Origin of the sequence: Sphingobium aquiterrae, assembly GCF_037154135.1 — a bacterium.
GTDB lineage: Bacteria > Pseudomonadota > Alphaproteobacteria > Sphingomonadales > Sphingomonadaceae > Sphingobium > Sphingobium aquiterrae.
The window spans coordinates 25,790-45,115 of sequence record NZ_JBANFL010000002.1; the positions used below are offsets into that span (position 1 = coordinate 25,790).

23 protein-coding genes and 1 riboswitch are annotated in these 19,326 nt (G+C 67.6%); of the genes, 8 read left to right on the forward strand and 15 right to left on the reverse strand.

Features of this window, described 5'->3' with window-relative positions:
- Window positions 1-106: 106 nt before the first annotated feature.
- Together WFP78_RS02290 and WFP78_RS02295 are read left to right on the forward strand one after the other, a co-directional pair.
- Window positions 107-394, forward strand: a complete 288-nt coding sequence (locus tag WFP78_RS02290) for a hypothetical protein (protein WP_336958266.1) — start codon at window positions 107-109, stop codon at window positions 392-394.
- A gap of 107 nt (window positions 395-501) precedes the next feature.
- On the forward strand, window positions 502-768 hold the full coding sequence (locus tag WFP78_RS02295; protein ID WP_336958268.1) for a DUF3297 family protein: 267 nt from the start codon (window positions 502-504) through the stop codon (window positions 766-768).
- A gap of 27 nt (window positions 769-795) precedes the next feature.
- Here the strand turns inward: WFP78_RS02295 and WFP78_RS02300 are convergent, their stop codons facing one another.
- The 4 genes from WFP78_RS02300 to WFP78_RS02315 form a co-directional block, all read right to left on the reverse strand.
- Window positions 796-1,521 carry a CHAP domain-containing protein gene (locus WFP78_RS02300; protein ID WP_336958270.1) on the reverse strand — a complete coding sequence of 242 codons (726 nt, stop codon included), beginning with the start codon at window positions 1,519-1,521 and terminating at the stop codon, window positions 796-798.
- A gap of 97 nt (window positions 1,522-1,618) precedes the next feature.
- On the reverse strand, window positions 1,619-2,149 hold the full coding sequence (locus WFP78_RS02305) for a CHAP domain-containing protein (protein ID WP_336958272.1): 531 nt from the start codon (window positions 2,147-2,149) through the stop codon (window positions 1,619-1,621).
- A 115-nt stretch (window positions 2,150-2,264) separates the two neighbouring features.
- A complete protein-coding gene (recF, locus tag WFP78_RS02310; protein ID WP_336958854.1) occupies window positions 2,265-3,335 on the reverse strand; it encodes a DNA replication/repair protein RecF in 1,071 nt (356 codons plus the stop codon).
- A 162-nt stretch (window positions 3,336-3,497) separates the two neighbouring features.
- Window positions 3,498-4,049 (reverse strand): hypothetical protein, encoded by a 552-nt coding sequence (locus WFP78_RS02315; protein WP_336958274.1) that lies wholly within the window; start codon window positions 4,047-4,049, stop codon window positions 3,498-3,500.
- 118 nt (window positions 4,050-4,167) lie between these two features.
- On the opposite strand from WFP78_RS02315, the gene WFP78_RS02320 reads away from it, so the two are divergent.
- Window positions 4,168-4,557, forward strand: a complete 390-nt coding sequence (locus WFP78_RS02320; protein WP_336958276.1) for a VOC family protein — start codon at window positions 4,168-4,170, stop codon at window positions 4,555-4,557.
- A gap of 5 nt (window positions 4,558-4,562) precedes the next feature.
- Complete coding sequence (locus WFP78_RS02325; RefSeq protein ID WP_419722895.1) at window positions 4,563-5,123, forward strand: peroxiredoxin; 561 nt, start codon at window positions 4,563-4,565, stop codon at window positions 5,121-5,123.
- 24 nt (window positions 5,124-5,147) lie between these two features.
- On the opposite strand, the gene WFP78_RS02330 is transcribed toward WFP78_RS02325, so the two are convergent.
- Complete coding sequence (locus WFP78_RS02330) at window positions 5,148-6,044, reverse strand: dienelactone hydrolase family protein (protein WP_336958278.1); 897 nt, start codon at window positions 6,042-6,044, stop codon at window positions 5,148-5,150.
- A gap of 141 nt (window positions 6,045-6,185) precedes the next feature.
- Window positions 6,186-6,602: a gamma-glutamylcyclotransferase family protein gene (locus WFP78_RS02335; RefSeq protein WP_336958280.1), complete on the reverse strand. Its 417-nt coding sequence runs from the start codon at window positions 6,600-6,602 to the stop codon at window positions 6,186-6,188.
- Window positions 6,603-7,013: 411 nt separating this feature from the next.
- Here WFP78_RS02335 and WFP78_RS02340 point away from each other — a divergent pair, with 411 nt between their 5' ends.
- Window positions 7,014-7,202 carry a PspC domain-containing protein gene (locus tag WFP78_RS02340; RefSeq protein WP_336958282.1) on the forward strand — a complete coding sequence of 63 codons (189 nt, stop codon included), beginning with the start codon at window positions 7,014-7,016 and terminating at the stop codon, window positions 7,200-7,202.
- 120 nt (window positions 7,203-7,322) lie between these two features.
- Here WFP78_RS02340 and WFP78_RS02345 read toward each other — a convergent pair whose 3' ends face one another.
- Window positions 7,323-8,081: a DUF72 domain-containing protein gene (locus WFP78_RS02345; protein WP_336958284.1), complete on the reverse strand. Its 759-nt coding sequence runs from the start codon at window positions 8,079-8,081 to the stop codon at window positions 7,323-7,325.
- 12 nt (window positions 8,082-8,093) lie between these two features.
- On the reverse strand, window positions 8,094-8,672 hold the full coding sequence (locus WFP78_RS02350) for a 2'-5' RNA ligase family protein (RefSeq protein ID WP_336958286.1): 579 nt from the start codon (window positions 8,670-8,672) through the stop codon (window positions 8,094-8,096).
- A 144-nt stretch (window positions 8,673-8,816) separates the two neighbouring features.
- Between WFP78_RS02350 and WFP78_RS02355 the strand changes: the two genes are divergently transcribed.
- Entirely contained in the window at window positions 8,817-9,281 is a 465-nt protein-coding gene (locus WFP78_RS02355) for a hypothetical protein (RefSeq protein ID WP_336958288.1), read from the forward strand.
- Window positions 9,282-9,324: 43 nt separating this feature from the next.
- On the opposite strand, the gene thiC is transcribed toward WFP78_RS02355, so the two are convergent.
- The gene (thiC, locus tag WFP78_RS02360) at window positions 9,325-11,226 is read right to left on the reverse strand and encodes a phosphomethylpyrimidine synthase ThiC (RefSeq protein ID WP_419722907.1); all 1,902 of its coding nucleotides are present in this window, start codon (window positions 11,224-11,226) and stop codon (window positions 9,325-9,327) included.
- A gap of 42 nt (window positions 11,227-11,268) precedes the next feature.
- Window positions 11,269-11,376: riboswitch (TPP riboswitch) on the reverse strand.
- 37 nt (window positions 11,377-11,413) lie between these two features.
- On the opposite strand from thiC, the gene WFP78_RS02365 reads away from it, so the two are divergent.
- The gene (locus tag WFP78_RS02365) at window positions 11,414-11,692 is read left to right on the forward strand and encodes a hypothetical protein (protein ID WP_336958290.1); all 279 of its coding nucleotides are present in this window, start codon (window positions 11,414-11,416) and stop codon (window positions 11,690-11,692) included.
- A gap of 16 nt (window positions 11,693-11,708) precedes the next feature.
- On the opposite strand, the gene WFP78_RS02370 is transcribed toward WFP78_RS02365, so the two are convergent.
- The 4 genes from WFP78_RS02370 to WFP78_RS02385 form a co-directional block, all read right to left on the reverse strand.
- On the reverse strand, window positions 11,709-12,164 hold the full coding sequence (locus WFP78_RS02370) for a DUF2141 domain-containing protein (RefSeq protein ID WP_336958291.1): 456 nt from the start codon (window positions 12,162-12,164) through the stop codon (window positions 11,709-11,711).
- Window positions 12,161-12,904, reverse strand: a complete 744-nt coding sequence (locus WFP78_RS02375; protein WP_336958292.1) for a sterol desaturase family protein — start codon at window positions 12,902-12,904, stop codon at window positions 12,161-12,163. The genes WFP78_RS02370 and WFP78_RS02375 overlap by 4 nt, the downstream gene beginning before the upstream one ends.
- A 147-nt stretch (window positions 12,905-13,051) precedes the next feature.
- Window positions 13,052-14,086, reverse strand: coding sequence for a CDF family Co(II)/Ni(II) efflux transporter DmeF (dmeF, locus tag WFP78_RS02380; protein ID WP_336958294.1), 1,035 nt, complete (start codon window positions 14,084-14,086; stop codon window positions 13,052-13,054).
- Window position 14,087: 1 nt separating this feature from the next.
- Entirely contained in the window at window positions 14,088-14,363 is a 276-nt protein-coding gene (locus tag WFP78_RS02385; RefSeq protein ID WP_336958295.1) for a metal/formaldehyde-sensitive transcriptional repressor, read from the reverse strand.
- A gap of 189 nt (window positions 14,364-14,552) precedes the next feature.
- On the opposite strand from WFP78_RS02385, the gene WFP78_RS02390 reads away from it, so the two are divergent.
- Window positions 14,553-15,605, forward strand: coding sequence for a cytochrome-c peroxidase (locus WFP78_RS02390; protein ID WP_336958297.1), 1,053 nt, complete (start codon window positions 14,553-14,555; stop codon window positions 15,603-15,605).
- Between the two features lie 15 nt (window positions 15,606-15,620).
- On the opposite strand, the gene trpE is transcribed toward WFP78_RS02390, so the two are convergent.
- Together trpE and WFP78_RS02400 are read right to left on the reverse strand one after the other, a co-directional pair.
- Window positions 15,621-17,144, reverse strand: coding sequence for an anthranilate synthase component I (trpE, locus tag WFP78_RS02395; RefSeq protein ID WP_336958298.1), 1,524 nt, complete (start codon window positions 17,142-17,144; stop codon window positions 15,621-15,623).
- Window positions 17,145-17,154: 10 nt separating this feature from the next.
- Window positions 17,155-19,110 (reverse strand): peptidylprolyl isomerase, encoded by a 1,956-nt coding sequence (locus tag WFP78_RS02400; protein ID WP_336958300.1) that lies wholly within the window; start codon window positions 19,108-19,110, stop codon window positions 17,155-17,157.
- Between the last annotated feature and the right edge of the window lie 216 nt (window positions 19,111-19,326).

Sequence of the window (19,326 nt, forward strand, 5' to 3'; positions counted from 1 at the left end):
TAACGCCCCGTTCCCGCGCCGTTCAGTCGCCGGGAGTCATCCTTCCTCTCACGCTGCGGGTTGCTGGCCCCGGCCCATATGGGGGTATGTGACGAGGAGATGAGACATGAGGATGAAGGTGAAGGGTGCGATCGCCGCCCTGCTGGGGATCGCCACGCTGGCCGGTGCGTCGGCCCCGGCGGCGGCGCAGAGCTGGGGCGATCGCGACCATCGCGGCGGCTATGATCGCCATGACGGCTATCGCGATTACCGCCATGATCGCGACCGGCGCCACTGGCGCGGCCATGATCGCGACAACCGTGGCTGGCGCGGCCATTATCGCCAGCGCTGCTGGACCGAATGGCGCTATAATCGCTATTATCATGAGCGGGTGCGGGTCCGCATCTGCCGCTGACCGGTGATGGTATATGAGGGTCGGGGGCCGCTCCGGTTGACGGACGCGGCCCTTAGCCGCTAGGCGGGCGCTCATTCCGCACAAGGTGCCGCCAGCAGGAACAGGCCATGACCGATACGCCCCCCGATCATCTCTCCACCAATCCGCGCAGCCCGCATTTCGACATGGACGTGCTGCAGCGCGGCATCGGCATCCGCTTCAAGGGCCGGGTGCGCAACGATGTGGAGGAATATAATATTTCGGAAGGCTGGATTCGCGTCGCCGCCGGCAAGACCCGCGACCGCCATGGCCAGCCGCTGACCATCAAGCTGAGCGGCGAGGTCGAGGCATGGTTCGAAAACCCGCCGGCGCAAGAGGCCGCCGAAGAGGCGTAGTCGCCTTTCGCTCGCGGCCGCGCGCTGTCAGCGCAGCCGCGCGTCCCGCTTCACATCGGCGATGATGTCGGCAAGGGCGCGGCGCGTGTCCCTGTCCGCCATGGCGAATTGCCGGCCGCGGGGCATGGCGCCTTCCATCGCGAAGATGTCGGCGCTCACCTTCAGGCGCGGCGGTTTGCCCGATGGGCGTGCCGCCCCGGCATCCATCGCCGCCATATAGCGGCGGCGCGGGACCAGATCGTCATTGCCGTCCTGTGGGCTATCGTCAGGATCGGTGCCGGGGGTGAAGGGCAGCAGGCGCTGCGCCGGGCCATAGATGAAGCCGTAGACCGGATTGGTGCGCGCGCCCATCCGGCCCGCCGGGCCATACCACACTCGCACCTGGCTCCAGTCGCCGTCCGCAGATACGTCGATGACCGGCACGTCCGTCTCGATGCCGCCCGGCGTGGACCAGTTGGCGTGGCGGACGAGGATTTCGCGGTCGGACAGGATCTGGCTGACGACGGCGACATGGCCCAGCGGCATCGGGCCGAAGGACTGGAAGGCGATCACCGCGCCCTTGCGCGGCACATGGCCGCGGGCGAAGCGCCCTTCGGCCTGGTCCCACCATGTCCAGGCGTCGCCGCGAATGTCGATGCCGGACAGGGTGCGGGCATAGGGCACGCATTGCAGCACGTCCGATGCGCCGGCAGGCGTTGCAATCCACAGTCCTGCCGCGACCAGCACGGCCGCGACATGCCTTGATGTCGTCATGTCAGCATTTCCCGGATGCAGGATCATCCCAAGGGGAGGATCATGCCCGGTAAAGCCTAGGATGTGGTTAAAGCGCTCTTCGGGATGTTCCGAGGCGTCAGTTGTTCGCCGCAGCCAGCGTCCGGTCTATCGCACCGGCGGCCGAAGCGATCTGCATATTGCCGCCCAACGCCTTGTGCTCGGGATAGATGAAGCCATGCGCCACATTGGCGCGCAGGCCAAGGTCGCCGATCGGGCCGTACCATACACGCACGTCCGTCCAGTCATTGTTCGCCGACACGTCGATGGCGCGCACGTCGCGCTCGATGCCGCCGCGATAGGACCAGTTGGCGTGGGTCAGGCGCACTTCGCGGGGTGAGACGACCTTGCTCACCATGGCGACATGGCCGGCGGGCATGGAACGGCTGGCGGCGAAGGCCAGCACGGCGCCGACGCGGGGTTCCTGGCCACGGTCGTAGCGGCCCTCGGCCTCACCCCACCAGCCGGCGGCGCGGCCGAACAGCTGGATGCCGGAAATCTGGCGGGCATAGGGTGCGCACTGCAGGGTGCCGGCAAAGGCCGGAGCACTCATCGAAACACAGCTCAGCGCGACCAGCAGCGCAAGAACTGCGCGAAAACCCTTCAACATGCGACTTTGCGACCCCTCGCTTTTGCGTGAGGAGGGTTAGGGCAGGTCGGGCGACGAATGGAAAGGTGCCCTGCGATGAACCGTTGCTGCAGCGCGTCATGAAGTGATCGGGCGCTCAATCGCGCGGCACGATGCCCCGTCCCGCTTCCACATGCAGCCGGGTTGCCGCGCCCAATGCCGCGAAAAGCGCGGGCTCCGTGCCGGTCATCCACATCTGGCTGCCGGTGGCGGCCAGCCGTTCGAACAGCGCGGCGCGGCGGGCCGGGTCGATATGCGCGGCCACTTCGTCGAGCAGCAATATGGGCGGCCTGCCGGTGCGATCGGCGACTAGCCCGGCATGGGCGATGATGAGCGAGAGCAGCAGCGCCTTCTGCTCGCCGGTGGAACAGAGTGCGGCCGGCTGCCCCTTGGCCGCGTGCTGCACGGACAGGTCGGCGCGATGCGGCCCGCTGAGCGTGCGCCCGGCCGCCGCATCCCGCCGCCGTCCCTCGCGCAGCTGGTCGACCAACGGCACTTCGCCCTCCGCCCATCCTTCCAGCGCGATCAGCGGGCGGGCAAAGGGGTGGTCGGGCTGGCCGGACAGCGCCTGCGTCAGCGCGATCAGCAGGTCGGCGCGGGCCGATGCGATGGCGCTGCCATGTTCGGCCATCTGTGCCTCCAGCGCGGCGAGCCACGCCGGATCGGCGCCGCGCTGCTCGGCCAGCAGGCTGTTGCGCGCCCGCATTGCGGCATCATAACGCGCGCTGTGCGTCGCATGGGCCGGGTGCAGCGCCAGCACCAGCCGGTCCAGGAAGCGCCGCCGCCCGCCAGGGCTGTCGGCGAACAGCCGGTCCATCGCCGGGGTCAGCCAGAGGACGGACAGATGCTCGGCAAGGCTGGTGGCGGCGCTGGCCTTGCCGCCGATCCGCACCTGCCGCCGGTCCGGCGCATCGGCGGTGACGCCGGTGCCGATCGTCACATTGTCCACCAGCGCGGCGATGCCGAAGCCGCCGCTGCCCCCCTGCCGCGCCATCTCCCGCAGCGGCGCGCCGCGCAGGCCACGGCCCGGCGCGAGCAGCGATATCGCCTCCAGGATGTTCGTCTTGCCCGCGCCATTTTCCCCCGTCAGCACCACGAAGGGGTGGCGGGGCAGGATCAGCGCATCCTCATGGCTGCGGAAATCGCTGACGGTCAGGCGGGCAAGCATGGCGGTGCTGTAGCGGGCTTTGCCGCCGCTGATAAGCATGTGCTTGGCCTGGCGCATGACCCGACCGGATCGGATCGAATTCGGATCGAATCATGCTCTCCTCCTCTTTTGCTTTCCGCATTGTCCGGGCCGCCAGAGGAAGGCATCTGGCTGGGAAATGCCCTATGCGCCGCCGGCGCAGCGCTTGCGGGTCACGGGCGCGCCATTGGTGACGATGGTCAGGCGCTGGCCATCGGGCGAAACGGACATGATCTGCGCCCGCGTCCAGCTGTCGCCCTCGCCGGAAAAGCGCGCCGTCACGATCACCGCGCCCTTTTCGGCCGGGGCCACCGATGTCGCCTCGCCCACGCTTTCATAATAGCGCAGCGCCCGGTCTGAAATGCTCAGGCGCAGCGGATCGCCCGCATCATCGCAGGCGGAGCGCAGGCCGGTCCACTCGCCGCGCAACCGGGCGGGAATGGTGGCGCGATCGACCGGGGTGATGGATTGCGCTGGCGCCGCCTCTCCATTCGTGACGGTGTCGGGCGTTTCCGTTTCCATCACCGCTTCATTGGCATTGCCATCGAAAGTGTCGGCCATGGGCGCCGTCACATTGGCGATATTGCTGCTCAGGCTGGCATTGTCCTGCTGTTGCTGGCCGCAGGCGGACAGGGCGGCAACGGCCAGCAGGGTGGCAGCGCCGCGCAGCCGGCGGATGGGCAGGCACAGGTCCATGTTCAGGCAATTCCTTGATGTCAAAGCAGTTCCCTCCATGCTCCCCACGATCCTATGCCGGATTGATCGGCAGGGAAATCCGGGTAGTTTCGTAGTGCCTGCAGCAGGAGAAGATGCGATGCCGGTTCTGGGAATGGGTGGGCTGTTTTTTCGCGCGCGCGATCCCGAGGCGCTGGGCGCGTGGTATCGCACGCATCTGGGCGTCGGCGGCGGGCTGTCCGCCGATCCGGACGTGCCACCGCATGAATGGCTGTGGATGATGCGGGCCGGGCCGATGGTGTTTGCGCCCTTCAAGGCGGACAGCGATTATTTCGCGGCCGACAAGGCGTTCATGATCAATTTTCGCGTGGCCGATCTGGACGGGATGCTGGCGGGCTTGCGCGACGCGGGAATAGCGATCATCACCAAGGCCGAATGGGATCATCCGGAAACGGGCCGCTTCGCCCGCATCCATGATCCCGAAGGCAATGCCATAGAGCTGTGGGAACCGCCCGCGCCCAAAAGCTGAGGAGAATGACCGTGACCGCCCGGATGATTCATGCCATCGCCGCCCCGCTTTGCGCGCTGGGTGCCCTTGCCCTTGCGCCGGTCGCTGCCCAGGCGGCGCTGCCCGTGGGGGCCAAGGCGCCCGATTTCACCACCCGCGGCGCGCTCGCCGGCAAGGTGATGGACGTGTCCCTCGCCAAGCTGCTGAAGAAGGGGCCGGTGGTGCTCTATTTCTTCCCCGCCGCCTTCACCCCGGGCTGCACCGCCGAAGCGCATGAATTCGCCGAGGCGAGCGAGGATTTCGCCAAGGCCGGCGCGACCGTGATCGGCATGTCGGCGGACCCGGTGGACAAGCTCGCCAAATTCTCGGTCGAGGAATGCCGCAACAAGTTCGCCGTCGCTTCCGCCGGGCCGAACATCATCAAGGGCTATGATGTGGTGCTGCCCCAGCGGGTCGGGCTGTCCAACCGCACATCCTATGTGATCGCACCCACAGGCCGCATCGCCTTCGTCCACAGCGAAATGAGCTATGCCGGCCATGTGAAGAGCACGCTGGCCGCCGTGCGCGCCATGCAGCCGGGGCAATAAGCGTCCCCGCTGCTGGGCGCGCGATCAGCCTTTCACATATTTGCCGAACCAGGCGAGCGCGGCTGCCCAGGCCGTCTTGGCCGCCGCCTCGTTATAGCTGGGGCGATAATCGGCCATGAAGCCATGGTCGGCGCCCGGATAGACGGTGAGCGACGAAGCCTTGTTGCCCACCGCCTTCAGCTTCGCGCGCATCGCTTCCACGTCAGCAACGGTGATGCCCTTGTCGAGCGCGCCATATTGGCCGAGCACCGGCGCCTTGAGCGCGGCCGCCTTGTCGATCACGACGCCCGGCTGCAGCGCGGTCGGCGTGCCGGTGAGCTTGCCGTAAAAGGCGACGCCCGCGTCCAGCGCCTTGCTCTGTTCGGCATAGAGCCACACGATCCGCCCGCCCCAGCAAAAGCCGGTGATGCCGCGCTTCGCGCCATTGCCGCCATGGGTGCCGGCAAAGGCATAGGTCGCGTCGATATCGGCCATCACCTGCGCGTCCGACGCCTTGGACACGATGTCGGCGATCAGCAGCTTGAAATCGCTGACCTTGGTGGCGTCGCCATGGCGGGCGAACAGGTCGGGCGCGATCGCATAATAGCCTGCCTTGGCGAAGCGGCGGCAGATGTCGCGCACCCATTCATGCACGCCGAAAATCTCGTGGACGACGACGATGATGGGGGCGGGGCCGCCCTTTGCCGGGCGTGCGACATAGGCGGGGATGGCGAAGCCGTCCGGTCCCTTGATGCTGACTGCCTCCGCCTTCAGCCCCTCGTCGCCGGTCGCGATGGTGGTGCCGGCGACTGGCTGGCAGGCCGCGGCAAAGCCCGCCGCGACCGCGCCGCCACCCACCAATGCGCGGCGGGAGAGGCCGGTGGAGGCCACCCAGTTGCGGTCTTCGGGCAGGCGCTCGTCATCATGATGATCGTCGGTCATGCTTTCTCCTCTCGCCGGAGCCGTTTCCCCTGGAGCATTTCCCAGTCGAGCGGGATCACCTGACGGCTCGGAAAATGCGGCACATCAGCCGCTCCAATATGGAGCCTAGCCGTTGCGACTGCGCACGCAACGGCTTTCGGTTCATCGTGATGCCAGATGGTCGAAACGGCCGTCGGCGATCTGCGACAGCCCCCGGGTGGGGCGTGCATAGGCATAGGTCCATGCCGTCCGGGGCGCGGCATCCGTGCCGTGCATCCGCACGTCCAGAAGGATACGGGCATATTCGCGCGGCTCGGGGAAATGCGGAGCGCATTCCTCATAATCGTCCAGCAGGGCGAGCATGGCATCCGCATCGGTCATCGCGAACAGATCGCCGGGGATGGGAGCCCCGGCATCGTCGGGAACGAAGCCCGGATAGCCGTCCAGCATGAAAAGGCGGCCCGGTGCCCATGCCTCGCCCAGCCATTGCGCGCCTTGTGCCAGGCGCGCGGCCATGGGCCCTTCCGCGCCGCGCCGCAGGGTGCCGTAGACGAACAGGAGGGGGCATGTGGCGGACATGGAGGAAGTCTATCGCGGCCGGGATGTCTGGGCCAGCGGCTGGCTTTCTGGATATCACATGTGTGAAATCCCAACATGCCGCAAATTTCCCCAACATCCAGTAGTATGGATAGGTGTCATTTTCTCCCTCATAGCCCGGAACCCGCGGAAATCCGGCGAAAACCGAAATTGGCACGCCCCCTGCAATAGATTGGGCATGACCGGATCAACCGGCCCAACACACTCAGGGAGTTAAGATCATGACCATTGCCAAGTTCCAGAATGTCACCGTTTCGCTGGTTGCCGCCCTTGTGGTCGCATCGCTGTTCGTCGGCGCCGCCGTCGCCCCGGTCGTCTCGCTCGCCTGAGCGGACGACTGGCGGCCACCCCATTCCTCTGCCTTCACCTCATCAACGCCAAGGGACCATCATCATGACCAGCCGCAGCTTCACCCTCGACCGTCCGAATGCCAAGATCATGGGCGTATGCGCCGGCGTGTCCAACCGGACGGGCGTGGACGTGACGATCGTTCGCGTCGGCCTGGTGCTGCTCACCCTGTTCGCGCTCGGCCCGGTTGCGGTCGTCGCCTATCTGCTGGCGGGCTGGCTCGCCGAGGGCTGAGCCCCCGCCGCAGGCCCAGTTCGCACCCCAGGCCGGGCGGCCCGCCCCCCCCTCTCAACGCCCGGCACCATATGCCGCCCCGCGCACCATGCGGGGCGGCATTTTTGTCGTGGGCGGGCGTCATGCGGGCGCGCGCAGCCGCGCGATCAGGGCCTGCGCGGCGGCGGGGTTGCGGACCTTCGCGCCGCTGATGAAGAAGAGATAGCAGTCGCCGGCGCCGGCGCGATGGCTGGCCCAGTCGCCCCAGGTCGCAAGGTCGGCGGCGTCATAGCCCGCCGGTTCATCGTCCCGGGATTGCATCAGCCGGGCATAGGTGAAGGGCGCCTTCCCGTCCTCCTCGGCCCCTTTCAGCCGGGGATATTCGGCATGGTCGGCAACGACCACGGCCACGCCGGCCTTGTGCGTCAGCGCGTAGAAGGCGGGATCGTCGAAACTTTCATGCCGCACCTCCAGCGCGTGGGACAGCGGCACGCCGTCGACCGCATCGGGCAGCAGCGACAGGAAGGCGCCGAAATCCGCCGCATCGAATTTCTTGGTGGGCATGAACTGCCAGAGGATCGGCCCTAACCGGTCGCCCAGCTCCGCGATGCCCTGGCCCACGAACTTATCGATCGACGGCCCGGCCTCCGCCAGCACGCGGCGGTTGGTGCAGAATCGGCTGGCCTTGACCGCGAAACGGAAGCCGTCCGGCACCGCCTTGGCCCAACTGGCGAAGGTCTGCGGCTTTTGCGTGCTGTAATAGGTGGCGTTGATTTCCGTCGCGGTCAGATGCGCGCCGACATAGGCCAGCTCATCCTTCCGGCGCAGCTCGTCGGGGTAGAAGGTGCCGCGCCACGGCTCATACACCCAGCCGCCGATCCCGATCCTGATGTCGCCCATGGTCCTGCTCCTTCAGAATAGCGCCAGCTGATCGCCGCCGGTCAGGCGCCATCGGCCCAGCTCCTCATGCCGGGTGCGGCCGACATGGCTGTGGATCAGCACGAAATCTTCCACATGCCAGCCAAAGCCGTCAATCGCGCGGCCACCGGGCGCGCCATTGCGGTAGGCGAGCGTCTGGTGCGGGCTGAAGCGCCAGCCTGCGCGCATCGGCACGCCCTCTCGCGCCATGGCGGCGGCGATGGTCCGTTGCAGGGTGGCAAGCGGCGGCACCGCGCCATCGGGGCGCAGTGCGAGCGAACGGTTGCTCAGCGAAAGGCGGTTGAGCGTCAGGGTGAAGGGCGCGGCCCTCGCCATCTTGCCCGCGCGCAGCATGGCGTCGACCAGCATCGTCGGCAGGCTCTGGAAATCATCGGTGATGGCGAGGGTGATGTGCTGATGCGCGCGCTGCACCAGCCGCGCACCGGTGGCGGTGCGCTCGGCAAAGGCGTGGATGCGGTTGGCCTCGACCGGCGCGGGCTTCAGCGCGAAGAAGAAGCGGTGCAGGACGCGGTGCAGGGCAGGGGCGTCACTGGCCCGTGGCGACTGATCCATGGCGGCTCTCCGACTCGGAATATATGTTCATGATATGTTCTTATATTCGGAGAGTCGAATCCGCTTTGTCGGGGGATGTCTGCGGAGATGTCGGTGCTCGTTCGTTTGAGCCAATGAACAGGCAAGCGGGAAGGGGCGGTTTCGATGCGCAGAGCGATGATGGCGATAGCGGTGGCCGGTATGATGATGACCATATCCCATGAGCCTGTGGTGGCCGCGGGCACGCAGGAGGCCACCTCCGCCGATGGTCCATTGAAGGTCGAAAGCTATTATCGGGTGAAATGGGGCGGGATGTCGACCTTCCTGCGCAGCTATCGGGCGCAGCGGCTGGCGCTGCTCACGGAAATGCGGCGCCAGGGCTTCATCAGCGATATCGTGCTGGAAATGCCCTTCACCCATATGGCGGGCGGTCCGCGCTGGGATGTGCGCATCACCATCACCTATGCCCATGGCGCCGACGGCATGGGCGTGGGCGCGCGCTACAAGGCGGCGATGGCGGCGGCCAAGGCAAGGATGTTCCCCGATCTGGCCGCCTTCGACGCGGTGGAGGCCGAGCGCGCTGCCCAGACCGAGGAGCATTGGGACGTGGCGATCGAGCCGGCGCCCTGAACATGAGGCGCGGGCGATGCATGGATCATCGCCCGCTGTCCCTTCACTCCGCCGCCGGCAGGTAAATCTCCCCGCCCTTCTCCTTGAACACCTCGCTCATCTCGCTCATGCCCTTTTCGGCGTCTTCTGCGGCGATGAACTGGTCGCTTGGCTGGTTCTGCTTGGCGGCGAAGTCCCGCACTTCCTGCGTGATCTTCATCGAGCAGAATTTCGGGCCGCACATGGAACAGAAATGCGCGGTCTTGGCGCCTTCGGCCGGCAGCGTCTGGTCGTGATATTGCTCGGCGGTGTCCGGGTCCAGCGACAGGTTGAACTGGTCGCGCCAGCGGAATTCGAAGCGGGCGCGGGAGAGGGCGTCGTCGCGGACCTTGGCGGCCGGGTGGCCCTTGGCAAGATCGGCGGCGTGGGCGGCGAGCTTGTAGGTGACGACGCCCACTTTCACGTCGTCGCGGTCGGGCAGGCCCAAATGCTCCTTGGGCGTGACGTAGCAGAGCATCGCCGTGCCATACCAGCCGATCATCGCGGCGCCGATGCCGCTGGTGATATGGTCATATCCCGGCGCGATGTCGGTGGTGAGCGGCCCCAATGTGTAGAAGGGCGCCTCGCCGCAGGCCTCCAGCTGCTTTTCCATATTCTGCTTGATCTTGTGCATGGGCACATGGCCCGGCCCCTCGATCATCACCTGCACATCCTGTTCCCAAGCGCGCTTGGTCAGCTCGCCCAGCGTGTAGAGTTCGGAGAATTGCGCTTCGTCATTGGCGTCGGCGATGGAGCCCGGACGCAGGCCGTCGCCCAGCGAATAGGCGATGTCATAGGCCTTCATGATCTCCGTGATCTCGTCGAAATGCTCGTAGAGGAAGCTCTCGCGGTGATGGGAAAGGCACCATTTCGCCATGATCGATCCGCCGCGCGAGACGATGCCGGTGACGCGCTTGGCCGTCATCGGGATATAGGCGAGGCGCACGCCGGCATGGATGGTGAAATAGTCGACGCCCTGCTCGGCCTGTTCGATGAGCGTGTCGCGGAAGATCTCCCACGTCAGATCCTCGGCGATGCCGCCGACCTTTTCCAGCGCCTGATAGATCGGCACGGTGCCGATGGGGACGGGCGAGTTGCGGATGATCCATTCGCGCGTGTCGTGGATGTTGCGGCCAGTGGAAAGGTCCATCACCGTGTCCGCGCCCCAGCGGATCGACCAGACCATCTTGTCGACCTCATTGGCGACATCGGAGGCGACCGCCGAGTTGCCGATATTGGCGTTGATCTTCACCAGGAAGTTGCGGCCGATCGCCATCGGCTCGGATTCCGGGTGGTTGATATTGTTGGGGATGATGGCGCGGCCGCGCGCCACTTCATCGCGCACGAATTCCGGCGTCACATAATCGGGGATGTCCGCGCCCCAATCCTGTCCGTCGCGAATATATTCGGCGAGGCGGGCGCGGCCCAGATTCTCGCGCTCGGCGACATAGATCATCTCGGGCGTGATGATGCCACGGCGGGCATAATACATCTGGGAGACGTTCATGCCCGGCTTGGCGCGCAGCGGGCGCTTGACGAGGTTGGGGAAGCGGGCGACGCCGCCGGAACGGTCCGGCCCCTTGAGGCCATTGTCTTCCGGCCTGATCTCACGCGCGTCATATGCCTCGACGTCGCCGCGCGCCATGATCCAGTCGCGGCGGAGCTGGGGCAGGCCGGCCATGATGTCGATGCGGACGTCGGGATCGGTATAGGGGCCGGAGGTGTCGTAGACGCGGACGGGCGGCTCGCCGCTGCCGGGCTCCAGATGGATCTCGCGCATGGCGACGCGGACGTCGGGATTGCCCTGCGCCGGAACGTGGATCTTCTTCGAGCCGCGAATGGGCCCGGTCGTGACGTTCATCGCGGCCTGCCGGTCGGCGAAACCTTCGGCTTCGGGCATTTCGGTGCGGGCGGGAATATCTGCCATCGTCATGTCTCTCCTCATGGCGGGGAGCGGGCGATGGTCCGTGCGCGGATGCCATTCCCTCCCTCCGCCGGTGTCAGCCGGATCAGGTTCAGCGGGTCGGGCGGACTTCAACCGCCCCTCTCAGCCATCATGGCTCCCCGGGGATGCTGGACAGGATAGGGAGGGTTGGGCAGAAGGTCCAGCGCTCATGAACGACCGACCCGATCTTTCCACAAAGGCAGGCCGCAAGGCCTATCGCCACGAACTGCGCATGGTGGCGGTGCGGCCCCGGCGCGTGGGGCTGTGGCTGCTGGTCGCGGCGTTGATGGTGATGGCGCTGCCCTGGGCGGCGGGGGTACACAGCATCGGCGGGCTTTCGCCCTGGATCGTGGGTGTCGGCATGGCGGTGGCGGCGATGCCGTTCCTGATGGTCGGCATCATGCTGCGCCGGCGCTATCACCGGCAGCGGATGAAGGATTTGCCCTGAGCGGTTGCAGGCAGCCTCACAGGAAATAGCGCATCTTCACCTGCTGCCGCGACGGGCCGCCGCCGACGGTGAAGTGCGCCGCGCGGAAGCTGGGCGCGCCGAAGCGGATCGGCGGATTTTCCGAAAAGCCCACGCCTTCGCGCGGGATGCCGGCAAAGGTGTCCAGCCGCTGATTGCCATTTTCATCATGGATGACGGCAATGGCATAGCTGCCCGCCGGCAGCTGCGCGACGGAAAGCGTGCGGTCGCCATTGGCGGGGATGGAATAATGCCGCTTGTCCGGATCGCCGGTGCAATCGGGGAAATGATCGGGCATGCGGGTGAGGCAGATGCGCAGCACGCCCTTGGCGGAACGCAGGCCGTCGACCTGCATGGTCAGCGGTTGCGCCAGGTCGGCCGGGGCCACGCCCATCAGCGCCAGTCCCACAGGGACAAGGACCGCCGCGCGCGCAAGGGTGATGGACAGGCTCATGCGGCATTTTCCTTCGGGTTCGCAAAGCCGCCAATGCCCGCATCGGTGCCGCACAGGCGATCCCAATAGCGGAAATAGAGGCCGTAATTGCAGGCATAGAGCTGGTGATGGCGCTGATGGTGGCTGGCCGTGATCAGCCATCTGCCGGCGGGGCCATGGACCAGCGCGCGCGGGAACATCTCCCACCCCATATGATTGCCGATGCCCATGACCGTCATGATCGTCAGCACCACGGCCAGCGCGCCGGCATGGATGGGGATGACGAACAGCAGCGCCGGGATGACGACGGCACCGGTCAGCGCCTCCCATGGGTGAAAGCTCATCGCCGCCCAGGCCGTAGGGGGGCGGCTGCGGTGGTGGACGGCATGGGCGATGCGGAACAGCCGGGGCGCATGCATCGCCCGGTGCGTCCAGTAGAACCATGTGTCATGCGCGGCGAGATAAAGCAGCACGGACACCGGCAGATACCAGAGCGGCATGGCGTGCGCGTCCGTATAGAGGCGCGTCCAGCCATGCGCGCGCCATCCCCAGGCGACGATGCCGGCGGGAATGCCATAGACGAGCGCGGAGACCAGCGACCAGCCGATCTCCGCCCTGATCTGCCGGTCGAGCCCGCCATAAAGCCCCGGATGCCGCAGCCGCGTCGCCAGCGCGAACCCGCCGCTGGACAGCAGATAGCGCAGCGCGACGATCAGGCTCATCGCCAGCGCGGACAGGGTGATGGCGGTAAGGGCGACCATGGGCGCGGGCTATAGCGCCGTTATGGCGGTGCGTCACGGCGGAAGGCAGAGGGCGCGCGTGCGCGAAATGAAAGGGTGGAGGGGAGAGGCGGGACAGGGGCATATCCGATCGGCCCTGTTCCTACGCCCAATCCCCACCCCGCATCCTTACCCCGCGCATTCCACCGTCACATGCTCCAACCCGGCGACTTCGCGCAGGCGTTCGCGGATGGCGTTGCCGTTGGCGGGGCCGGAAAGGCTGAGGATGGCGGCATGGGCGTGGGGGCCGATGCGCCAGACATGCAGGTCCGCGATGGTCGCGCCCTCCGCTTCTGCCAGCGCGCGGACGCGGGCCATCAGCTTGGGCTCGGCGGTGTCGAGCAGGACGGAGGCAGTGTCGGCCAGCAGGCTCCATGACCAGCGCGCGATGACGATCGCGCCCAGCAGGCCCACGGCCGGGTCCAGCCACCACCAGCCCATATAGCGCCCGGCGAGCAGCGCGGCGATCGCCAGTACCGATGTCAGCGCGTCGGCCAGCACATGGATATAGGCGGCGCGCAGGTTGTTGTCCTTATGGGCGTGGGGGGCGTGGGGGGCGTGGGGGGCGTGGTCGTGGCTGTGGTCATGGTCGTGCCCGTGATCGGGGCCATGGCTATGGTCATGCCCCAGCAGCAGCGCGCTCAGCAGGTTGATGATGAGGCCGACGATGGCGACCAGCGTCGCGTCGCCAAAGGCCACGTTCACCGGCTGGAACAGCCGCATGCCCGATTCGATCGCGATGCCCAGCGACACCATCGCCAGCAGCAGGGCGGAGGCGAAGCCGGCAAGGTCGCCCACCTTGCCCGTGCCGAAGGTGAAGCGCGGATTGCGCGCATGGCGGCGGGCATAGCCATAGGCGGCGGCGGCCACGGCCAGCGCGCCGGCATGGGTTGCCATGTGGAAACCGTCCGCCAGCAGCGCCATCGACCCGGTGAACCAGCCCGCGGCGATCTCCACCACCATCGTCACCGCCGTCAGCCACACGACCCAGAGCGTGCGCTTCTGGTTCCGGTCATGCGAGGCGGAGAGGTAGATATGGTCGAAATAATGGCTGTCTTCACCCTCTATCTCGCCGGCGAGAATGAAGGGGTCGGTCGCGTGGACATGCGCATGGCCATGGTCGTGGGCATGTCCGTGATGATGTGGCGGGTGTGTCTGGCTCATTTCATTTCCCATAGCGTCGGATGAGCGCCAGCAGTTCCTCGGCTGCGTCGGCACGGTCTCCATCGGTCAGGCCCGGTCGTGCGACATGCTCCCGCACATGGCTCTCGATCAATTCCTCCATCAACCCGCCGACAGCGCCGCGAATGGAAGCGACCAGCTGCAAGGTGGCGGAACAGTCCGCCTCGCCCTCCAGCTGGCGTTCGACCGCGCCCAGCTGTCCGGTGATGCGATGCACCCGGTCCAGCAGCTTGCGGCGATCCTCGATGATATGAGCCATAGCATAGCCCCCTACCCTATATTCGACAGGCCGGCAAGGCGCGCGAGGCCGGGGCTTGCGGATTCCTGCGCCGCTGTTCGTTCCGGATGCAGGGTGAATGGCGGCATGGCGCATCGGGTCTTCGCAAGGTCCGCATGCGGCCTGTAGGATGCGCGGGCAAGGGGCAGGCGGCATGGGTGGAAGCGGGCGATGAGGAAACGGCTGGCGGGCATGGCGATCGCGGCGGTGGGCGGCGCGGCGCTGGCGTGGTCTGCGCTGGCCGTGGCTTCGAATCCGGGGATGGCCGGTTGGCATTGGGGGCGCTTGCCTGTCGGCGCCGCGCCGCCGCCGGTGGCGGCCGCCAATGGCATGAGCGCGGCCAAGGTCGCGCTCGGGCGGCGGCTGTTCTACGATCCCGCCCTGTCGCGCGACGGCACGCTGGCTTGTGCGGGCTGCCATGAGCAGGGGCGGGGCTTTGCCGACGGGCAGCGCGTGCATGTGGGCGTGACCGGCGAGATGGGCATCCGCAATGTGCCCGGCCTCGCCAATGTCGCCTGGCGCAGTCCGCTCACCTGGACCGACGCGAAGATCGACACGCTGGAGCAACAGGCGCTGGTGCCGATGACCGGCGAGCGCCCGGTGGAAATGGGGATGAAGGGCGCGGAGGCGGAGATCGCCCGGCGGCTGGTGGCGGACCCCTGCTATCGCGCGCTGTTCGCCGCGGCCTTTCCGGGCAGGGCGCGGGGCGGGGCGGCGATCGGCCTGGGCGAGGTGACGGCGGCGCTCGCCAGCTTCCAGCGGACGCTGATCTCGACCGACATGCCCTATGATCGCTATCGTCGCGGACAGAAGGACGCGCTCTCGGCGCCGGCGCAGCGGGGCGAGGCGCAGTTCCACGCGGCGGGCTGCGTCGATTGCCACAGCGGCGCCGACCTGACCGACAACCGCTTCCACTATGCCGGGACGACAGCGCTGGGTACCTCGCCCGGCTATAATGAGAAGGCGCCGGTGGCCGGCGAGGCGCTGATCCAGGATTTCCGCACGCCCCCGCTGCGCAATGTCGCGGTGACGGGGCCATGGCTGCACGACGGCTCCGCCGCGACCATGGAAGACGCGATCCGCCGCCATGCCGCGACCCTGCTGGGCAAGGTGACGATGCCCGACATGCTGGCGTTCATGGAGGCGCTGACGGACCGGAGCTTCTTGACGGAGCCGAAGTTCGGGAAGCCTGTGGGGCGGTGTGGGGTGCGGGAAACGGGCTGAGATGCCGTTCCGCCCCTATTGCCCGAACCCGCTCTCCCGCGAAATCCGCACCGCTTCGCGCGCCGCGGCCAGCAATGCGCCGCTCTTCGCCTCGCATTCGCGCTGTTCGTAGAGCGGATCGCTGTCGGCGACGATGCCCGCGCCGGCCTGCACATGCATCATGCCGTCCTTGAGCACGGCGGTGCGCAGCACGATGCAGCTGTCCATATTGCCGTCGGGCGAGAAATAGCCGACGCCGCCGGCATAGGCGCCGCGCGTCTCGCTCTCCAGCTCGGCGATGATCTCGCAGGCGCGGACTTTCGGTGCGCCCGATACGGTGCCCGCCGGGAAGCCCGCGAACAGCGCGTCCAGCGCATCCTTGTCGTCCGCCAGCCGGCCCACGACGTTGGAGACGATGTGCATCACATGGCTGTAGAATTCGACGGTGTAGCTGTCCGTCACGGTCACGCTGCCGGCGGTGGCGACGCGGCCCACATCGTTGCGGCCAAGGTCCAGCAGCATCAGATGTTCGGCGCGTTCCTTGGGATCGGCGAGCAGGCTTTCGCGGTTTGCCGCATCCTCGACCGCGGTCCTGCCGCGCGGGCGGGTGCCGGCGATGGGTCGGATCGTGACCTCGCCGTCGCGCACCCGCACCAGGATTTCCGGGCTGGAGCCGATCAGCGCGAAGCCGGGCAGGTCCAGATAATAGAGGAAGGGTGAGGGGTTGATCCGCCGCAGCGCGCGGTAGAGCGCGATCGGCGGCAGGGTGAAGGGACTGGTGAAGCGCTGGGCGAGCACCACCTGAAAGATGTCGCCCGCCACGATATAGTCCTTCGCGCGGCGCACCATCTCGCCATAGCGGCCCTCGGGCAGGACGGGGGTGACGACGACATCGGGCACTTGCGCGGGCGCGGCGGTGGCGGGGAGTGGCGCGGCAAGGCGCGCGGCGGTGGCGTCGATCCGTTCCAGCGCTTCGGCAATGGCCCTGTCTGCGTCCGCAAAGCTGCCCTTCCACACCGGCGCGACCAGGAACAGCGCGTCGGCAAGGCGATCGAACACCAGGATGACGGTGGGTCGCACGAACAGCATGTCGGGCAGCGCCAGCGGATTTTCCGCCGGGCGGGGCAGCTTTTCCACAAGGCCCACGGTCTCATAGCCGAAATAGCCGACAAGGCAGGCCAGCGCGGCGGGCAGCTCCGGATCGGCCTCCGCCCGGCATTCCTGCACCAGCGCGCGCAGCGCGGTCAGCGGATCGCCGGCTTCGGGCGTGAAGGCGTCGCGGTCGGTGGCCCAGCCGCGGTTGATCTCCGCCTCGCGGCCCTTGGCGCGAAAGACCAGGTCGGGGGCAAGGCCGATCAGGCTGTAGCGGCCACGCACCGCGCCGCCCTCCACCGATTCGAGCAGGAAGTCGCCCCGGTCGGGCTCGAACAGCTTGAGCGCGGCGGAAATCGGCGTGTCGGTGTCCGCGATCTGGCGGCGCCACACCAGTGCGGACCTGCCCTGCGCCAGGGCGCGGCGCGCGGTCGATATGCCGGGGATTTCCGCTGTTCCGTCCGCCATGGGCCCGCCCTTACTGGGCGACGCCGTTGGCGCGGTGCAGTTCGGCCTGCGTCTTCGCCACGGCCGAAGCATTGCGGGTGACGCCCAGCTGCGTTTCCAGCGAACGCTCGAACTGTTCGGCGATCTCGCCGCTGACGACATTGCCCAGATCGCTGCGCACGCGCTCCACCAGCGCCGGGATCTTGGCCGCGTCGCCGGTCTGGATGCCGTCCAGCTGGATCACGAAATAGCCGCGACCGCCGCTGATCGGCAGGACCTTCACGCTCTTGGGCGCCATGGAGAACAGCATGGCGATCTCGGCCGGCGGGCGCTGGTCGCCGCGCATCACGTCGGCACGGCGGCCGCCCGCCTTCTGCACGGGGGGCAGCGCGACGCCGGCCTGCGCCACGGCCTGGTCCAGCGGCGTGCCCTTGGCGACGGCGGTGCGGATCTTCTCGGCCAGCGCCTTCGCCTGCTTGTCGCCCTCGGCCAGCTTGTACTGGGCGACGATCACCTGCCGGACCTTGTCCAGCGGCGGCGGCGCGGCGGCGACGATGTCGGAGATGGCGAGCAGGGCATAGCGCTTGCCCGCCTCCACCGGCACCAGCTGCGCATCGTCATCCTCGCTCATGTCGAAGGCGGGGCGCAGCAGCGCGGCGACTTCGGCCGGGGCCTTGTAATTCTGCTCCTGCACGCTCTGGCCCGTGGCGATCAGGTGCGGGGTGGTGGCGATGGTCAGGCCATTGTCCTTCGTCACCTCGTCAAAGGTCGCACCGCCGGCGACCTGGTCTTCCAGCTTGCCGGTGAAGTCGCCCAGCAGCTGCTGTTCCTTGGTCGCGCGCAGCGTCTCGCCAAGCTTGCCGCGCACCTGGTCCAGCGTCTGGGCGGGCGTGCGGGTGATCGCGGTGACGCGCAGCACATGCCAGCCGAGCGGCGACTTGACCGGGCCGGCCAGCGCGCCCTGCGCCGCCTTGTAGGCCGCGTCGGCGACCGCCGCATTGCTCTGCGCGGCCAGCGCTTCGCGCGACAGGTCCTTGAGGCTGGCGACGGCGAGCCCGGCCTGCTGCGCGGCGGCGGCGAGCGACGTGCCCTTGGCGACATCGGCGGCGATGCTCTGCGCGGCGGCCTGCGTCGGCAGCACCAGCTGGTCGATGCTGCGGCTTTCCTGTGCCGCATAGGCCGCCTTGTTGCCGGCATAGGCGGCGGCGATCTCCGCCTCGGTCGGCGTGGCCGCCGTGGCGAAACGGGCGATGTCGATCAGCGCATAGCGCAGGCGGCGCTGCTCGGGCACGGTGAAGCGATCGGCATTTTTCGCATAATAATCCTTCAGCTGCGCCTCGGTCGGGTCCGGCACATTGGCAAAGGCCATTGCGGGCACGGCGGCGATGCGGCCGGCGCGCGTTTCCAGCAGCAGCGAGGCATAGGGCAGGACGAGGCTGTTCGGCAGCTTCACGCCAAGGCTGGCGGGCGACAGCAGCTGCTTGGCGAGCAGGTCGCGGGTGATGTCTTCGCGCAGCGCTTTTTCGCTGATCCCCTCGCGGGCCAGCGCCTGGCGGAACATGTCCTGGTTGAACTTGCCCGATGCGTCCTGGAACGCCTGGATGCCGGCGATCTGCGCGTCGACCATCCGCTTGCTCACGCCCATGCCCTGATCGTCGGCAAAGGCCGAGACGGTGAGGCCGGCGACCAACTGGTCGAGCACGCGGGGCAGCGCGCCCTGTTCCAGGAAGGTGCCGATCTGCAGGCCCGGATTGGCGCGGCGCTGCTGTTCGAACACGCGCTGGGTGCGGCTCTGCAATTCGGTGGTGCTCAGCGATTCGCCGCCCACCTTCGCCACGGTGTCGCCACCGCTCATCACGGTGCCAAGGCCGCCGCCCAGCCCCTTGATATCGCCCGCCGCAAAGGCAAGGCCGATCATGGCAAGAAAAGCCAGCGCGATATAGGCGCCGATCCGGTGACCGAGAAAGCGGCGGAAAAAGCTGAGCATGGGGCGTCCGGCTATGGCGTTGAGGGCAAGAAGGGCCGCTTTAGGGCGGGAGCGCCCAAGCATCAAGCCCGGCGTCGTGTGGCGGCGGGAAGGGTGCCCGCGAGGCATGCCTTCCGCGGTGCGGGCCTTCTGCGGCACTGCCCCCCCTGAGACATTGGGGCTCTGAGACATTGACCTTGGCTGGTCTTCGCCGCGCTCGATCCCAATCGGCGCCAC

Excerpts from the sequence above, each read along its gene's own strand:
- WFP78_RS02295 (WP_336958268.1), top strand. The coding sequence starts at position 502 with ATGACCGATACGCCCCCCGATCATCTCTCCACCAATCCGCGCAGCCCG.
- WFP78_RS02330 (WP_336958278.1), bottom strand. The coding sequence starts at position 6,044 with ATGACCGACGATCATCATGATGACGAGCGCCTGCCCGAAGACCGCAAC.
- dmeF (WP_336958294.1), bottom strand. The coding sequence starts at position 14,086 with ATGAGCCAGACACACCCGCCACATCATCACGGACATGCCCACGACCAT.
- WFP78_RS02355 (WP_336958288.1), top strand. The coding sequence starts at position 8,817 with ATGCGCAGAGCGATGATGGCGATAGCGGTGGCCGGTATGATGATGACC.
- WFP78_RS02290 (WP_336958266.1), top strand. The coding sequence starts at position 107 with ATGAGGATGAAGGTGAAGGGTGCGATCGCCGCCCTGCTGGGGATCGCC.
- WFP78_RS02370 (WP_336958291.1), bottom strand. The coding sequence starts at position 12,164 with ATGAGCCTGTCCATCACCCTTGCGCGCGCGGCGGTCCTTGTCCCTGTG.
- WFP78_RS02315 (WP_336958274.1), bottom strand. The coding sequence starts at position 4,049 with ATGGACCTGTGCCTGCCCATCCGCCGGCTGCGCGGCGCTGCCACCCTG.
- WFP78_RS02365 (WP_336958290.1), top strand. The coding sequence starts at position 11,414 with ATGAACGACCGACCCGATCTTTCCACAAAGGCAGGCCGCAAGGCCTAT.
- WFP78_RS02305 (WP_336958272.1), bottom strand. The coding sequence starts at position 2,149 with ATGTTGAAGGGTTTTCGCGCAGTTCTTGCGCTGCTGGTCGCGCTGAGC.
- WFP78_RS02335 (WP_336958280.1), bottom strand. The coding sequence starts at position 6,602 with ATGTCCGCCACATGCCCCCTCCTGTTCGTCTACGGCACCCTGCGGCGC.
- WFP78_RS02325 (WP_419722895.1), top strand. The coding sequence starts at position 4,563 with ATGACCGTGACCGCCCGGATGATTCATGCCATCGCCGCCCCGCTTTGC.
- WFP78_RS02320 (WP_336958276.1), top strand. The coding sequence starts at position 4,168 with ATGCCGGTTCTGGGAATGGGTGGGCTGTTTTTTCGCGCGCGCGATCCC.
- thiC (WP_419722907.1), bottom strand. The coding sequence starts at position 11,226 with ATGGCAGATATTCCCGCCCGCACCGAAATGCCCGAAGCCGAAGGTTTC.
- recF (WP_336958854.1), bottom strand. The coding sequence starts at position 3,335 with ATGCTTGCCCGCCTGACCGTCAGCGATTTCCGCAGCCATGAGGATGCG.
- WFP78_RS02300 (WP_336958270.1), bottom strand. The coding sequence starts at position 1,521 with ATGACGACATCAAGGCATGTCGCGGCCGTGCTGGTCGCGGCAGGACTG.
- WFP78_RS02340 (WP_336958282.1), top strand. The coding sequence starts at position 7,014 with ATGACCAGCCGCAGCTTCACCCTCGACCGTCCGAATGCCAAGATCATG.
- trpE (WP_336958298.1), bottom strand. The coding sequence starts at position 17,144 with ATGGCGGACGGAACAGCGGAAATCCCCGGCATATCGACCGCGCGCCGC.
- WFP78_RS02375 (WP_336958292.1), bottom strand. The coding sequence starts at position 12,904 with ATGGTCGCCCTTACCGCCATCACCCTGTCCGCGCTGGCGATGAGCCTG.
- WFP78_RS02350 (WP_336958286.1), bottom strand. The coding sequence starts at position 8,672 with ATGGATCAGTCGCCACGGGCCAGTGACGCCCCTGCCCTGCACCGCGTC.
- WFP78_RS02390 (WP_336958297.1), top strand. The coding sequence starts at position 14,553 with ATGAGGAAACGGCTGGCGGGCATGGCGATCGCGGCGGTGGGCGGCGCG.
- WFP78_RS02345 (WP_336958284.1), bottom strand. The coding sequence starts at position 8,081 with ATGGGCGACATCAGGATCGGGATCGGCGGCTGGGTGTATGAGCCGTGG.
- WFP78_RS02400 (WP_336958300.1), bottom strand. The coding sequence starts at position 19,110 with ATGCTCAGCTTTTTCCGCCGCTTTCTCGGTCACCGGATCGGCGCCTAT.
- WFP78_RS02385 (WP_336958295.1), bottom strand. The coding sequence starts at position 14,363 with ATGGCTCATATCATCGAGGATCGCCGCAAGCTGCTGGACCGGGTGCAT.